9 protein-coding genes and 2 pseudogenes are annotated in these 14,397 nt (G+C 72.0%); 7 read left to right on the top strand and 4 right to left on the bottom strand.

All coding sequences use genetic code 11. The features are described 5' to 3' along the window. Window positions 1-23 precede the first annotated feature (23 nt). From ACIQRW_RS28225 to ACIQRW_RS28205, 5 genes and pseudogenes are all read left to right on the top strand, one after another. Window positions 24-2,057, top strand: a complete 2,034-nt coding sequence (locus ACIQRW_RS28225; protein ID WP_403765224.1) for a CocE/NonD family hydrolase — start codon at window positions 24-26, stop codon at window positions 2,055-2,057. A 28-nt stretch (window positions 2,058-2,085) separates the two neighbouring features. Further along, the gene (locus tag ACIQRW_RS28220) at window positions 2,086-3,381 is read left to right on the top strand and encodes a cation:proton antiporter (RefSeq protein WP_403765222.1); all 1,296 of its coding nucleotides are present in this window, start codon (window positions 2,086-2,088) and stop codon (window positions 3,379-3,381) included. Window positions 3,382-3,443: 62 nt separating this feature from the next. Next, window positions 3,444-4,010 (top strand): PadR family transcriptional regulator, encoded by a 567-nt coding sequence (locus ACIQRW_RS28215; protein ID WP_403765220.1) that lies wholly within the window; start codon window positions 3,444-3,446, stop codon window positions 4,008-4,010. A 63-nt stretch (window positions 4,011-4,073) separates the two neighbouring features. After that, window positions 4,074-5,816 (top strand): acyl-CoA dehydrogenase family protein, encoded by a 1,743-nt coding sequence (locus ACIQRW_RS28210; RefSeq protein ID WP_403765218.1) that lies wholly within the window; start codon window positions 4,074-4,076, stop codon window positions 5,814-5,816. A 114-nt stretch (window positions 5,817-5,930) separates the two neighbouring features. After that, a pseudogene (locus ACIQRW_RS28205) lies at window positions 5,931-6,234 on the top strand (Clp protease N-terminal domain-containing protein); the annotation flags it as partial. Between the two features lie 126 nt (window positions 6,235-6,360). On the opposite strand, the gene ACIQRW_RS28200 reads toward ACIQRW_RS28205, so the two are convergent. Then, on the bottom strand, window positions 6,361-8,676 hold the full coding sequence (locus tag ACIQRW_RS28200) for an FdhF/YdeP family oxidoreductase (RefSeq protein WP_403765216.1): 2,316 nt from the start codon (window positions 8,674-8,676) through the stop codon (window positions 6,361-6,363). A gap of 311 nt (window positions 8,677-8,987) precedes the next feature. On the opposite strand from ACIQRW_RS28200, the pseudogene ACIQRW_RS28195 reads away from it, so the two are divergent. After that, a pseudogene (locus ACIQRW_RS28195) lies at window positions 8,988-9,137 on the top strand (DUF1345 domain-containing protein); the annotation flags it as partial. Window positions 9,138-9,155: 18 nt separating this feature from the next. Here ACIQRW_RS28195 and ACIQRW_RS28190 read toward each other — a convergent pair. Then, window positions 9,156-9,917 (bottom strand): IclR family transcriptional regulator, encoded by a 762-nt coding sequence (locus tag ACIQRW_RS28190; protein ID WP_403765214.1) that lies wholly within the window; start codon window positions 9,915-9,917, stop codon window positions 9,156-9,158. 213 nt (window positions 9,918-10,130) lie between these two features. Here ACIQRW_RS28190 and ACIQRW_RS28185 point away from each other — a divergent pair, with 213 nt between their 5' ends. Then, entirely contained in the window at window positions 10,131-12,008 is a 1,878-nt protein-coding gene (locus ACIQRW_RS28185) for a serine/threonine-protein kinase (RefSeq protein ID WP_403765212.1), read from the top strand. A 38-nt stretch (window positions 12,009-12,046) separates the two neighbouring features. On the opposite strand, the gene ACIQRW_RS28180 is transcribed toward ACIQRW_RS28185, so the two are convergent. Together ACIQRW_RS28180 and ACIQRW_RS28175 are read right to left on the bottom strand one after the other, a co-directional pair. Continuing rightward, entirely contained in the window at window positions 12,047-13,429 is a 1,383-nt protein-coding gene (locus tag ACIQRW_RS28180; RefSeq protein ID WP_403765210.1) for an amidohydrolase family protein, read from the bottom strand. Between the two features lie 205 nt (window positions 13,430-13,634). Further along, complete coding sequence (locus tag ACIQRW_RS28175) at window positions 13,635-14,363, bottom strand: GntR family transcriptional regulator (RefSeq protein ID WP_403765208.1); 729 nt, start codon at window positions 14,361-14,363, stop codon at window positions 13,635-13,637. Window positions 14,364-14,397 lie beyond the last annotated feature (34 nt).

The following is a 14,397-nucleotide window of genomic DNA, read 5'->3' as shown; positions in this document are numbered from 1 at the left end:
TCAGGAAGGACCCTGCCACCCGTATGCGATTCGTCGAGCACCTTCCGTACGAGACGGGGGAAGAGGACCACGTCACGATCACCATGGCGGACGGGGTGCGCCTGTCGGCCAGGATCTGGCGGCCCACCTCGTCCGACGGGGACCCGGTCCCCGCGGTCGTGGAGTGCATCCCCTACCGAAAGAACGACCTCACCTCGACCCGCGACGCCATCCACCACCCGTACATCGCGGGCCACGGCTACGCCTGCGTACGCGTGGACCTGCGAGGGACGGGCGAGTCGGAGGGCGTGCTCCTGGACGAGTACCTGGAGCAGGAGCAACGCGATGCCGAAGAGGTGCTGGCCTGGGTCGCCGCGCAGCCCTGGTGCGACGGGAGCACCGGCATGATGGGCATCTCCTGGGGCGCCTTCGCCGCGCTCCAGACGGCGGCCCGGCGCCCCGAGAGCCTGAAGGCCATCGTCATCGCCTCCTTCACCGACAACCGGTACGCGGACGACATGCACTACCTCGGCGGCGCCATGCTCTCCGACAACCTCGCCGAGGCCGGGACGATGTTCGCGTACGCCACCTGCCCTCCCGACCCCGCCCTGGTGGGGGAGCGGTGGCGCGCCATGTGGCGGGAGCGGCTGGAGGCCGCCCGCCCCTGGGTCCTGGAATGGCTCCGCCACCCGCACCGCGACGCCTACTGGCAGCACGCCTCCCTCAACGAGGACTACGCGCGGCTGCGCTGCCCCGTCCTCGCCTCCAGCGGCTGGGCGGACGGCTACTCCAACGCCGTCACCCGGCTCCTGGCCAACGTGGACGTCCCCCGCAAGGGGCTGATCGGACCCTGGTCCCACACGCTGCCGCACCTCGGCGAGCCCGGTCCGGCCATCGGCTACCTCCAGGAGGTCGTCGCGTGGTGGGACCACTGGCTCAAGGGCGTCGACAACGGGGTGATGGACGGGCCGATGCTCCGGACCTGGATGCAGGACAGCGTCCCGCCGTCCACGTCCTACCAGGAGCGCCCCGGCCGCTGGGTCGCCGAACCCTCCTGGCCCTCGCCGCGGGTCAAGGAGGTGGCGCACCCGCTGAGGGGCTCCGCCATCGTGACGGAGGACATGGAGGAGGCGGCTCCGCCCGGCCGTGCCCGTACGGTCCGGTCGCCGCTCTCCGTGGGCCAGTTCGCCGGGAAGTGGGCCTCGTACAACGCTCCGCCCGACCTGCCCTACGACCAGCGCGAGGAGGACGGTGGCTCCCTGGTCTTCGAGACCGAACCGCTCGCCGATCGGCTGGAGATCCTCGGCTCGCCCTCCGTCGCCCTGGAGGTCTCCGCCTCCGCGCCGGTCGCCCAGATCACGGCCAGGATCTCCGACGTCGCCCCCGACGGCCGCGCCACCCGGGTGACGTACGGCGTACTGAACCTGACCCACCGCGAGAGCGACGAGAACCCCGAACCACTGGAGCCCGGCAGGCGCTGTCAGGTCCGCATCCCGCTGAACGGGGTCGCGCAGGCGTTCCCGTCCGGCCACCGGGTCCGGCTCTCCCTCTCGACCTCCTACTGGCCCCTGGTGTGGCCGGCGCCGGAAGCCGTCCTGCTCACCGTCCACGGGGACGGTGGTGCGCTGACCCTGCCCGTACGCCCCACCGAGGAGCCGGACGGCATGCCCCAGACGGACTTCGGGGAGCCGGAGGGGTGCCGGCCGCCCCCCGTCACCCGGCTGACCGAACCCGAGCAGGCGTGGGACGTCTCCAGGAGCCTGGTGGACTATCACTCGGCCCTCGACATCGTGAAGGACCGGGGCATACAGCGGTACGAGGAGAACGGCATCGAGGTGGGGCTGCGGGCCTGCGAGAAGTACACCTCCGTGGCCGACGACTTCACCTCCCCGAGCGCCCGGTCCGCGTGGACCATGCGGTTCTCCAGGCCCGGCTGGGACGTCCGGGTCGAGACGAGCACCGTCCTGACGGCGAACGCGGACGCGTTCACCGTCGACGCCACGCTGGACGGTTACGAAGGCGGCCGCCGGGTCTTCTCCCGCACCTGGAACGAGACCGTTCCCCGGGATCTGGCCTGATGACCCGAGAGGGAGGACGAGGCCGGACGTGACGATCACCACCGAGGGCGCGGTGTACGGGTGCCTCGGCATCGGAGCCTTCCTCGCCGCGGTGCTGCCCCGGCTGCTCTCCCGTCTGCCGGTCTCCGTGCCGATCGTCTTCCTGGCCGCCGGAGTGGCCCTCTACCTGACGCCGCTGCCGCTGCCGGAGGTCGACCCGGTCGCCGACCGCCTCTGGGTGCACCACCTCAGCGAGCTCTGCGTGATCGTCTCGCTGATGGGGGCGGGGCTGGCCATCAACCGCCCCTTCGGGTGGAGGTCCTGGGCCTCGACCTGGCGGCTGCTCGGGCTGGCGATGCCGCTGACGATCGGGGCGACGGCGCTGGCCGTGTGGGGACTGCTCGGCTGGCCGGTGTCCGTGGTGCTCCTGGTGGCCGCGGTCCTCGCGCCGACGGACCCCGTGCTCGCCTCCGAGGTGCGGGTGGGGGAGCCGTCCGCCGAGAAGAACGACGAGGACGAGGTCCGCTTCGCGCTGACGAGCGAGGCCGGACTCAATGACGGCTTCGCCTTTCCGTTCGTCCTCGCGGCCATCGCCCTGGCCGCCGCGGGGGAGAGCTGGACCGGGGGCTGGCTGACGCACTGGGCCTGGAGCGACGTGCTCGTACGGACCTCCGTGGGTGTGGCGGCGGGCCTGGCCATCGGCGTCCTGCTGGGGCGGTTGCTCTTCCGGTCCCGCGCCGGATCGCTGCGGCTCGCCGAACAGGGCGAGGGGTTCGTGGCGCTGGCGGCGACCTTCCTGGCCTACGGCCTCACCGAGGCTCTGCACGGCTACGGCTTCCTCGCGGTCTTCGTCACCGCGTGCGCCCTGCGCCGGTCGGAGCACAGTCACGGCTACCACCAGGTGATGCACGCCTTCGTCGAGCAGATCGAACGCCTGCTGATGGCTCTGCTGCTGTTCGGCGTGGGCGCCTATCTGGCATCGGGCGGTCTGGCCGCGCTCACCTGGAGGGGTGCGGCGGTCGGCGTGCTGCTGCATCTCCTCATCCGCCCGGCCGCCGGCCTGCTCGCCCAGCTGCGGGGCCCGGGCCGCCCGGAGGAGCGCGCGGCCATCGCCTTCTTCGGGATCCGGGGCATCGGCTCGCTCTTCTATCTCGCCTACGCCTTCGGGAAGGGGGACTTCGGGCCGTACGAGAGGGAGATGTGGGCGGTCGTCGTCTTCTCCGTCCTGATCTCCGTGGTGGTCCACGGGGTCGCGGCGGCCCCGGTGACCTCCTACCTCGACCGGCGCTCGGCCGAGTCCTCCCGACGCGATGCCCGTACCCGCCCCGGCCCCGAGCCCGGGTGAGCCGCGTCTCACCGGGGCCCCACGACTTGTCTATGCAACGAGTTGCATAGAAGGATCGCGGTATGGCCCTCGACCACGCGATCCTCGTCTCCCTGCTGGAGAAGCCCGGCTCCGGCTATGAGCTGGCCCGGCGGTTCGAGCGGTCCATCGGGTACTTCTGGACCGCCAGCCACCAGCAGATCTACCGCGTGCTCGGGCGGATGGTGACCGACGGCCTGCTCCTCGTCCGCGAGGTGCCGCAGCAGAGCCGGCCGGACAAGAAGGAGTACTCCGTGACCGGGTCCGGCCGCGCGGCCCTCGCCGCGTGGCTGCACAAGCCGATCGAACCGGAGAGCCTCCGGCACGACCTCGCCGTGAAGATCCGGGGCGCGGCCTTCGACGACCCGGCCGCCCTGATCCGCGAGGTCGAGCGGCACCACCAGGCGCACCGGGACCGGCTCGCGCACTACCTCGCCGGGGAACTGCGCGATTTCACCGGGCCCGACGCCCCCGCGCCCGCGGACGCGGGCCAGGAACTCCAGCACGTCGTGCTGCGCGGCGGGATCGCGTTCGAGCGCATGACGATCGCCTGGCTCGACGACGTACTCGACACCCTCAACCGGCTCGCGGCTTCGGGGCCGGACGCCTGAACGGCGCCCCGACCGCCACCTCCGTAACCACCACGACCCCCACCCTTCCCGGAAGGCACCGCCATGGCTGAGTCCTTGCTGTTCAACCCGCGCACCTACGACCCCGAGCACTTCGACCCGGAGACCCGCAGGCTGCTGCGCGCCACCGTCGACTGGTTCGAGGAGCGCGGCAAGCGCCGGCTGATCGAGGACTACCGCTCCCGCGCCTGGCTGGGCGACTTCCTCGCCTTCTCCGCGAAGGAGGGGCTGTTCGCCACCTTCCTGACCCCCGCCTCCGCCGCGGTGGACGCGGTGGCCGGGGCGGGGACGGACCGGCGCTGGGACACCGCCCGGATCGCCGCACTCAACGAGATCTTCGGGTTCTACGGTCTGGACTACTGGTACGCCTGGCAGGTGACCATCCTCGGTCTCGGCCCGGTCTGGCAGAGCGACAACGCCGCCGCCCGCGACCGTGCGGCCGAACTCCTCTCCCAGGGCGAGGTGTTCGCCTTTGGGCTCTCCGAGAAGACCCACGGCGCCGACATCTACTCCACCGACATGCTGCTGGAGCCGGACAGCGAGGTCGACGGCGGCTTCCGGGCCTCCGGCTCCAAGTACTACATCGGCAACGGCAACGCCGCCGGGCTCGTCTCCGTCTTCGGCCGGCGCACGGACGTCGAGGGCCCCGACGGTTACGTCTTCTTCGCGGCCGACAGCCGCCACGAGGCGTACCACCTGGTGAAGAACGTCGTCGACTCCTCCAAGTACGTCAGCGAGTTCCGCCTCGACGGCTACCTGGTGGCCCCCGCCGACATCCTGCACACCGGCCGAGCCGCGTTCGACGCCGCGCTCAACACCGTCAACGTCGGCAAGTTCAACCTCTGCACCGCCTCCATCGGCATCTGCGAGCACGCGATGTACGAGGCCGTCACCCACGCGAGCAACCGCATCCTCTACGGCCGCCCCGTCACCGCCTTCCCGCACGTGCGGCGCGAGCTGACCGACGCCTACGTCCGGCTCGTCGGGATGAAGCTGTTCAGCGACCGCGCCGTCGACTACTTCCGCTCCGCCGGGCCCGAGGACCGCCGCTACCTGCTCTTCAACCCGATGACGAAGATGAAGGTGACCACGGAGGGCGAGAAGGTCATCGACCTCATGTGGGACGTCATCGCCGCCAAGGGCTTCGAGAAGGACAACTACTTCGCCCAGGCCGCCGTCGAGATCCGGGGTCTGCCGAAGCTGGAGGGCACGGTCCACGTGAACCTCGCGCTGATCCTCAAGTTCATGCGCAACCACCTGCTGAACCCGGTCGACTTCCCGGCCGTCCCGACCCGCCTGGACGCCGCCGACGACGCGTTCCTCTTCCGGCAGGGCCCCGCACGCGGCCTCGGCTCCGTACGCTTCCACGACTGGCGCCCCGCGTTCGACGCGTACGCCGAGGTGCTCAACGTCGCCCGCTTCCGCGAGCAGGCGGACGCCCTGTGCGCCTTCGTCGAGACGGCCGCCCCCGACGAGGAGCAGAGCCGCGACCTCGACCTCCTCCTCGCCGTCGGCCAGCTGTTCGCGCTCGTCGTCCACGGCCAGCTGATCCTGGAACAGGCCCGCCTGACCGGCCTGGACGAGGAACTGCTCGACGAACTGTTCGCCGTGCTCGTACGCGACTTCTCCGCACACGCCGTCGAGCTGCACGGCAAGGACTCCGCCACCGAGGACCAGCAGAGCTGGGCGCTCGGAGCGGTACGCCGCCCCGTCGTCGACGCGGCCCGTTCGGCGCGGATCTGGGAGCGTGTCGAGGCGCTGTCGGGGGCGTACGAGATGGGGCAGTAGCCCGCTGCCGGGCGGGGCGACGGGCCGGGGCCGCGGGCGGGGGCCCGTTCCGTTTGCGGGGCGGTGGACATCGCGTTTGAGTGGGAGAGCCCCCCTCGCCGCCCTGGAGCTCACATGTCGATGGCGTTCGGTTCACCTCTCGGTCCGTCCGATCCGTTCAGTGACCTGTTGAACCGGTTCTTCGGCATGTCGCCCGCGTCGTCGCCCCCGGCCATGCAGCGCGTCCCGATCGGGCGGCTGCTGACGGAGTCCTCCCACGAGCTGCTGGGCCGGGCCACGAGCAAGGCGGCCGACGACGGAACGGCGGACCTCGACACCGAGCACCTGCTGTGGGCGGCGACCCAGGTCGAGCCCTCGCGCGGGCTGCTCTCCCGGGCCGGGGTCGACCCCGACGCCCTCGCCGGGCAGCTCGACGAGGCCGCCCGCAACCGGTCCGGGAGGGCCGGCGGAGATCGACCCCACCGAACTCGCCGCCGCCGAACGCCGGGCCCACCTGCTCCTGGAGCGACTCGCCCGACGTCGGTGACCCGGGGACGGCGTACGGTCAGGCGGCGGCCGGGACGATCGTCACCTTGACGTGCTTCATGATCGGTTGGTCGCTCTGGGTGCTGTAGTCGCCCAGCGCGCACAGCACGTTCATCTCCGGCATGTAGCCGGCCGCACAGCCGCGCGGGATGTCGTACGGGATCGCCGTGTAGCCGTTCAGGAACCTCTCGCTGCCGTCCTTGGCCGTGCTCGTGATGTCGACGGGCCCCATGTCCGGGATCCCGCGCTCGCGCATGTCGGCCCGGTTCATGAAGACCAGCGTGCGCAGGTTCTTGATACCTCGGTAGCGGTCGTTGTCGGAGTAGATGGTGGTGTTCCACTGGTCGTGCGACCGCATCGTGCCGAGCGCCAGGGTGCCGGCCTCGGGCACGACGTCGGGCAGGGCGGCCGCGGAGAACTCCGCGCGCCCGGACGGGGTCAGGAAGACCAGTTCGCGGGCGGGCTGCTTGATGCGGAAGCCGAGGGGCAGGCGGACCCGGCGGTTGAAGTCCTCGAAACCGTCCAGCGCCTCGGCCATCGTGTCCCGGATCCGGTCGTAGTCCTCGATGTACCAGTCCCAGGGAGTCCCGCTGTCCGGCAGGGCGGCGCGCGCCATCCCGGCGACGATGGCCGGCTCGGACAGCAGGTGCGGGGAGGCGGGGCGCTTCATCCCGAGGGACATGTGGACCATGCTCATCGAGTCCTCGACCGAGGTGCTCTGGACGCCCTTGCGCTGGTGGTCCTTCTCGGTGCGGCCGAGGCACGGCAGGATGAGGGCCGCGCGGCCGTGGACGACATGGCTGCGGTTCAGCTTGGTGCTCACCTGGACGGTGAGGTCGCAGGAGCGCAGTGCCGCGTACGTCGCCGGGGTGTCGGGCGCGGCGAGCGCGAAGTTGCCGCCCATCGCGACGAACACCGTCACCTCGCCGTCCCGCATCGCCTGGATCGTACGGACGGTGTCCAGGCCGTGTTCGCGGGGCGGGTCGATCTTGCACGCCTCGGCCAGCCGGTCCAGGAACGCGTCGGTGGGACGGTGATCGATGCCGCACGTGCGGTTGCCCTGGACGTTGCTGTGGCCGCGCACGGGGGAGGGGCCCGCGCCCTCCCGGCCCAGATTGCCGCGCAGCAGCAGGAGGTTGACGATCTCGCGGACGGTGTCGACGCCGTGCTCGTGCTGGGTGAGGCCCAGACACCAGCTCACGATGGAGCGGTCGGCCTCCCCGTACACCTGCGCCGCCTTGAGGATGTCGGCGCGGCTCAGCCCGGACTGGTGCTCCAACTCCTCCCAGGGGGTGGCCTCGCACAGCGCCCGGTACTCCTCGAAGCCGGTCGTGTGGCGGTCGATGAACGCGACGTCCAGGGCTTTGGGGTCGCTCGCCGACTTCTCCAGGACCGCCTTGGCCATGCCGCGCAGCAGCGCCATGTCGCCGCCGATGCGCGGCTGCAGATTCAGCGTGCTGGTCGGGGTGCTCTTGAACAGGGCCATGTCCGTGAAGTCGTGCGGGACGATGGTGCGGGTGGCCGCCGCCTCCACCAGCGGGTTGACGTGCACGATCTGCGCGCCACGGCGGTCGGCCTCGGCGAGGGCGGTGAGCATCCGGGGCGCGTTCGACGCGGCGTTGACACCCAGGATGAACAGGGCGTCCGCGGACTCCCAGTCCTTGAGGTCGACCGTCCCCTTTCCGGTGCCGAGGGCCGCCTGGAGGGCCCGCCCGCTGGCCTCGTGGCACATGTTGGAGCAGTCCGGCAGATTGTTCGTGCCCAGCTCGCGGGCCATCAACTGGTAGAGGAAAGTCGCCTCGTTGCCGAGCCGGCCGGAGGTGTAGTACGCCGCCCGGTGCGGGCTGTCGAGCCCGCGCAGGGTCGCTCCGACCACCTCGAACGCGTCCTTCCAGCTGATCGGGACGTAGTGGTCGGAGGCGGGGTCATACACCATCGGCTCGGTCAGCCGGCCCTGGTTCTCCAGGTCGTAGTCGCTCCACCCGGACAGCTCGGTCACCGAGTGCGCGGCGAAGAACTCGCGGCCCACGCGCTTGCGGGTCATCTCCCAGGTGACGTGCTTGATGCCGTTCTCGCAGATGTCCAGATGCAGGCCCTTGGTGTCGTCGGGCCACGCGCACCCGGGGCAGTCGAACCCGCCGTTCTCGTGGTTCATCTTCATGATGGCCCGCGGCCCGTCCACCAGCGCGCGTTCCTCGACCAGGAAGCGGGTCACGCTCTTCGCCGCCCCCCAGCCCGCGGCGGGGTGGTGGTAGGGCCGGAACCGCGGATCGGCCTCGGGAACGGGACCGACCCGGGGCTCCAGGGGTTCCTGCGCTTCGTTGTCGGTGCTCACGGCACTTCCACCCTTTCACCTGCGGGTATGGCGGATTCGGCGGACCGGACGGGTCAGGGCGGGGCGAGAACGGGTCCTTTCGGGAGGCTATGTCCGCTGATTCCCGGCTGCCACTCGGCTGCCGCGGGTCGCTCCGGGCTGCGCTCCGGACGACGCGCGCCTACGCTGACACGGTCCGGCCCTCTCCGTGGGGAGCCCCGTGGAGCAGGGGAGCCGGGCTCCTCGGGCAGCACACGTGAGGCCCCATGAACAGTCGATTGCTGCTTCCCGCCGTTCCCCGGCTCGCCGGTTCCGCGGTGGTCGGAGCCGCCGTCGGCGCGCTGAACCAGGTCTCCGACACCAACGTCTCCACCTCCCGGATCCGCGCCGTCGCCCTCCGGCACTGCCTGCTCTCGTACGTCTTCGGCGCGAGCATCCTGGCCACCACGATCAACCTGGTCGCGGGCATCGTCACCGGCTGAGCCCCCGTCGCGGAGCCGTCAGAACCCCGGAAGGGTCAGCCGCCGTGTGACGCGCAGCGCCGACTCCAGCAACCGCGCCCTGACCTCGGTGGTCCGGTACATCCGGTCCGACCGGAACGAGATGCCGATCGAGCCGACCTGGTCACCGCTGTACACAGGAGCCGCCGCGCACGTCGTGCCCGGCGCGTACTCCCCCCGGTCCAGTGAGAGCGGGCCCGCGGCGGCGGAGTCGAGCTGCCGCAGCAGCTCCTCCCGGGAGGTGATGGTGCGGGGGGTGAGGTCGGCCAGCGCGTGCCGGGAGAGGTAGTTGGCGCGGGCCTCCTCGTCCAGCTCGCGGAGCACGCTCTTGCCGAGCGCGGTGGCGTGTCCGGCCTCGTGGAAGCCCACCCACAGGTCCACCCGCGGGGCATGCGGGTTGTCGACGATCTCCAGGACCCGGATCTCCCCCTCCTCGTACAACGTCAGGTAGGCGGCGGCGGACACACTGTCGCGCAGCGACGACAGCAGCGGGCGGATGTGCTCCCGCAGCGCCTGGCCGTCGAAGGCGGCGTGCCGCAGCGAGTCGCGCTCACGGAGGGTGAACGCGTCGTCGTCCAGCTCGTGCAGATAGCCGTCCCGGGTGAGCTCGTGCAGGAGCCGCCGGGCGGTGGGCTCGGGCAACCCCGCCTCCTGGGCCAGCTGCCGCGCGGAGGCGCCGTCCCGGTGCGCCGCGGCGGCCTCCAACAACCGGAGGTCCTGCCGGACGGACACCCCCGGCTCGGGGCCGGCCTGGTCACCCATGGCACCAGCATGGACCCGGTGCAGGGGAGCGGCAAGGCCGCTCCGGCGGGCGGGCGGGAAGGTGCCGGCCCCGACCCGTACGGGACCGTACGCCGCCGCGGTACGCCTCCGAGGCGGCCAGGCCCTGACCCGCCCCCGGCATTGGGTACGCTCTCGTCTGATCTCGGGGCGTGTGCAGGCTCCGGACTGCCGTGACCAGGGGGATGGTTCCTAATGAGCAGTGCACCTTCGACCGACCCGTTCCAGCCGCTCAAGGCCGACGACCCGGCTGTTGTGGGGGGCTATCGGCTGGCCGCCGTGCTGGGCGCGGGCGGGATGGGCAAGGTGTACCTCTCGTACACGCCGGGCGGTCGTCCTCTCGCGATCAAGGTGATCCGGGCGGAGTTCAGCGAGGATCCGGAGTTCCGGCGGCGTTTCCAGCAGGAGGTGCGGGCCGCGCAGCGCGTGCAGGGCCTGTACACCGCGCCGGTCATCGACTCGGACACCGAGGGGACGCAGCCGTGGCTGGCGACGGCGTACGTGCCGGGCCCGTCGCTCGCGCACGCGGTGTCCCGGCACGGCGGGCTGCCCCTGCGGAGTGTGCTGCTGCTGACCGTCGGGGTGGCGGAGGCGCTCGGTGTCATCCATGGTGCGGGCATCGTCCACCGTGACCTGAAGCCGGCGAACGTGCTGCTGGCCGCCGACGGGCCCCGGGTGATCGACTTCGGTATCGCCCGGGCCGCCGACACCACCGCCCTCACCGGCACCGGCGTCAGCGTCGGCACCCCGGCGTTCATGTCGCCCGAACAGGCGGCGGTCGGCACGGTCACCCCGGCCACCGACATCTTCGCCCTCGGCCAGATCGCCGCCTACGCCGCGATCGGCGCACCCGCCTTCGGCGACGGCCCCTCGCACGCTGTCCTCTACCGCATCGTCCACGAGGACCCCGACCTCAGCCGGCTGCCCGACGCACTGCGCCCCCTGGTCACCCGCTGCCTCAGCCGCGACCCCGCCGACCGCCCCACCCTCACCGACATCATCCGCATGTGCCACGAGATCTCCCCCGAACCCCTGCGCCAGGGCGAGGACTGGCTCCCGCGAGCGGTCGCCGGCTCCATCACCGAACGCCACCAACTCCCCGCCCCCGCAGCCACACCGCCGCCCCGGCCCACCACCGGACCCGCGCCCACGCCCACGCAGTACTCCCCGCAGCCCCCGGCACCGGGCCCCGCCCAGCCGTACACCCCGACCGGCTACGCCGTGGCCGCCGCCCCCACACAGACCGGACCCGCCGCACCCGGAGCGCCGGGGGCTCCCGGGGCGCCGGGAGCCCCGGGGACGCCGGGAACCGTGCCGACCGGTCACTGGCAGCAGAACACCCAGCCCCAGGGCTACGCGACCCCGCCGCCCCACTACCCGTCCGGATTCGCCCAGCCCGGCTACCAGCAGCCCGGCTCCCAGCCGTCCGGCTGGGGCTCGCCCGGTTTCCAGCCCGCCGCGCCGCGCCCCAAGCGGACAGGGCTGATCGTCGCCGCTTCGGTCGTCGGCGCGCTGGTCGTCCTCGGTGTCATCGGCGCCCTGCTGCCGGAGGACCCCGACACCTCGGGCAAGGGCGACCGGTCCGAGGCGTCCTCCAACGGTGCTTCGAGCGGCAGTGGTTCCGGGGACAAGGGCAGGCAGAAGCCGGTCGACCCCAGGCCCGTCTCGTACGAGGGCATCGACGTGACGGCGAACTACGCCCTGAAACTCGCCGACAATCCGCCCCGGCCGCTGGAGGACACCGGTAGTGGGGTCAGTTATGGCAAGGGGGACTTCTACTTCTACTGGGACTCCCTCTTCGGCGACGAGCGGGTGGGCAGCGCCAACGGGAAGCTGGTGGTGCTGAAGAACTCGCAGAAGGGTTCGCTGGAGGTCTGCCGACAGGAGACCCGCTACACCGAGAAGATCGACCTCGAACAGCTCACGTCCGGGTCGCAGATCTGTGTGCTCAGCGAGGCCGGACACATCGCCGTGGTGACCTACCGCGGCAAGGCGGGCCCGGACGACCCCAGCCGCTACATCACCATCGACCTCACGGTCTGGCGCAACGCCGAGGAGGCACAGCAGAGCTGACGGGCTGTCAGAGCCCGGACGGGCCCTGACAGGGGTGGTCAGTGACCGACGAGTTCGCCGTCCCGGGCGACGATCCGCCCGCCGCGCACCACCATCTCGCGGCGCGGCAGGTCGACCACGACCTGCGGGAGGCACTCCCCGCGCACCAGCAGGAAGTCGGCCGGCGAACCGGGCTTCAGGTCCGCCTCCGGCAGCCCCAGGAGCCGGGCCCCGCCGTCGGCCCCCGAGCGGAAGGCCGCCTCCAGCTCCTCGTCGAGGCGGGCGTCCTGCACCTGGGCCAGCAGGTGCGAGCGGTGCAGCATGTCCGCGTTGCCGAACGGGCTCCACGAGTCCCGTACGCCGTCCGAGCCGAGGCCCACGTGGACCCCGTGCTCGCGCAGCCGGCCGATCGGCAGCACCAGGTCCGACGAGGGGGCGACCGTCGTCAGGGAGATCCCGGCGTCCGCCAGGTCCGCCGCCAGCCGGTCGAGCTCCCGCTCGGGCAGTCCGGGCACGCAGAAGACATGGCTGACGGTGACCTTGCCCTGCAACGACAGCGCCCGGGTGCGGTCGATGATCGCGCGCAGCGACTCCAGCCCCGTCGCGGCCCGCTCGTGCAGATGGATGTCGACGCCCACACCGTGCCGGTCCGCGATGCCGAAGACGATGTCGAGCTGCTCGTCGAGCGCCTCGTCGAACCCGATCGGGTCGATGCCGCCGATCCGGTCGACCGCCCCGGTGCGCGCCGCTTCCTCCAGCAGCTCCTCGGTGCCCGGCGTACGGATCACCCCGTGCTGCGGGAACGCGACGATCTCCACGTCGAGCGCGTGCCGCAGGGCCCTGCGGGCGGATCCGACGCCCTCGACGCCCACCAGGTCGTAGGCGGGAGCGACATCGACATGGGCCCGCATCGCGCGGGTGCCCTGAGTGACGGCGTGGCCCATCAGGCGCTCCGCGCGCTCCTTCAGGGGAGTCCGCAGCGCGTGGTAGAGCTTCACGTCCTCGGCGGTGTACTCCGCGATGGAACCCGCCGGATTCCGCGTCACCCAGGGCTCGCCCCACGCCGTCTTGTCGGGATGGATGTGCGCGTCGACCAGGGTCGGCAGCGCGATCCTGCCCTTGCAGTCGATGACCTTGGCGCCGCGCGGCGCGGGCTCTGCGGTGATGACGCCGTCGACGACGGTGAGGTCGACGGGCGGCGTCGCCCCGTAGGGCCGCACGTTCTTGAACACCGTGGCGGGCGCGTGGCCGCCCGATCGGTCCGGCTGCTCCGTGATCCGGTCGGCTGCGGACGGCGACGCTCCGCCGGTCCGGGGCGCGGCGGCGGCCTCGGACCCGGGCGCGGCGATCGCGGCGGTGGTGCCCGCGAGGGCGGCGGCGCCGGCCAGCATGGAGCGCCGGGAGAGACCGGCGGAGGGGGAGACGGTGGAATCGGGGTGCATCGAGGGCTCCTTCGGCCGCGGCAAACGGAAGCGAACGTGGGAGCACTTTGTATACCAGGGTGGTCGTCGGTCTGGGAAGGAGTGATTCCGCTCCGCGCCTGTGCGGAAAACGTGCAGCTCTACGGCGTACGAGGTGAATGCGAGGCGAGGGCGGAGTGGGTGTGTGGGGAGTTTTCCCGTGGGGGAGCCTCCCTGGTATACAAAATTAGTCGTCGAACAGGGATCGCAGAGCCACGGCCCGGCTGTCCCGTACGTGCAGCAGCGTGCTCGCCGCCGCGGACTCCTCGTCACCCGTCGCGATGTACCGGAACATGACCGCGTGCTGGGCGCGCATGTGCTCCGGCTCCTCCCGCATCCCGAACAGCAACTGGAGCTGTCCGCTGAGCTGCTCCATGGTGCGGGCCAGCATCGGGTTGCCGCTCAGGGCGACGATGTCCTCGTGGAAGGCGGTGTGGGCCGCCACCTCGCGCGCCCCCTCGTCGTCGGACGCCGCCTGCTCCGCCCGGTCGAGGGAGATCCGCAGCGCGGTGACGCCCGGCGGCTCCGCCGGGGCGGACCGCGCCACCCGCCGTGCCGCGAGCCGGGAGGCCTGGACGGCGAGCGGCTCCCACACCTCGTACAGGTGCTCCACGTCGGCCCGTTCCATCCGCCGCACCCGGACCCCGCTGTGCGGCAGCAGCTCCAGGAGCCCTTCGCCCACCAGGGCACGCAGCGCCTCGCGGACCGGGACGCGGGACATCCGCAGCTCCTCGGCGACCTCGCGCTCCACGAGGCGGGCGCCCTGCGGGTAGCGGCGGTCGACGATCCGCTCCCGGACCGCGTCCCGCGCGCGGGCGCTGAGCGACGTGCGCTCCGCGGCGCCCGCCCGCTCGCTCCCGGGACCGTCCGGCCGTGCCGGGTCCCGCCCTGCGCTGCTGCCCGTCACGTGCGCCATCCTCCGTTCGGCATGCCCCGGGGCCGAGGATACG

It is taken from the genome of Streptomyces sp. NPDC091287 (assembly GCF_044768525.1).
In the GTDB taxonomy this organism is placed as follows: Bacteria; Actinomycetota; Actinomycetes; order Streptomycetales; family Streptomycetaceae; genus Streptomyces.
This window is presented reverse-complemented; position numbering and strand designations above follow the sequence as displayed.

What these genes read in the sequence shown, in the direction of transcription:
- ACIQRW_RS28180 (WP_403765210.1), bottom strand. Translation starts at nt 13,429, where the DNA reads ATGCACCCCGATTCCACCGTCTCCCCCTCCGCCGGTCTCTCCCGGCGC.
- ACIQRW_RS28190 (WP_403765214.1), bottom strand. Translation starts at nt 9,917, where the DNA reads ATGGGTGACCAGGCCGGCCCCGAGCCGGGGGTGTCCGTCCGGCAGGAC.
- ACIQRW_RS28210 (WP_403765218.1), top strand. Translation starts at nt 4,074, where the DNA reads ATGGCTGAGTCCTTGCTGTTCAACCCGCGCACCTACGACCCCGAGCAC.
- ACIQRW_RS28225 (WP_403765224.1), top strand. Translation starts at nt 24, where the DNA reads ATGCGATTCGTCGAGCACCTTCCGTACGAGACGGGGGAAGAGGACCAC.
- ACIQRW_RS28215 (WP_403765220.1), top strand. Translation starts at nt 3,444, where the DNA reads ATGGCCCTCGACCACGCGATCCTCGTCTCCCTGCTGGAGAAGCCCGGC.
- ACIQRW_RS28185 (WP_403765212.1), top strand. Translation starts at nt 10,131, where the DNA reads ATGAGCAGTGCACCTTCGACCGACCCGTTCCAGCCGCTCAAGGCCGAC.
- ACIQRW_RS28175 (WP_403765208.1), bottom strand. Translation starts at nt 14,363, where the DNA reads ATGGCGCACGTGACGGGCAGCAGCGCAGGGCGGGACCCGGCACGGCCG.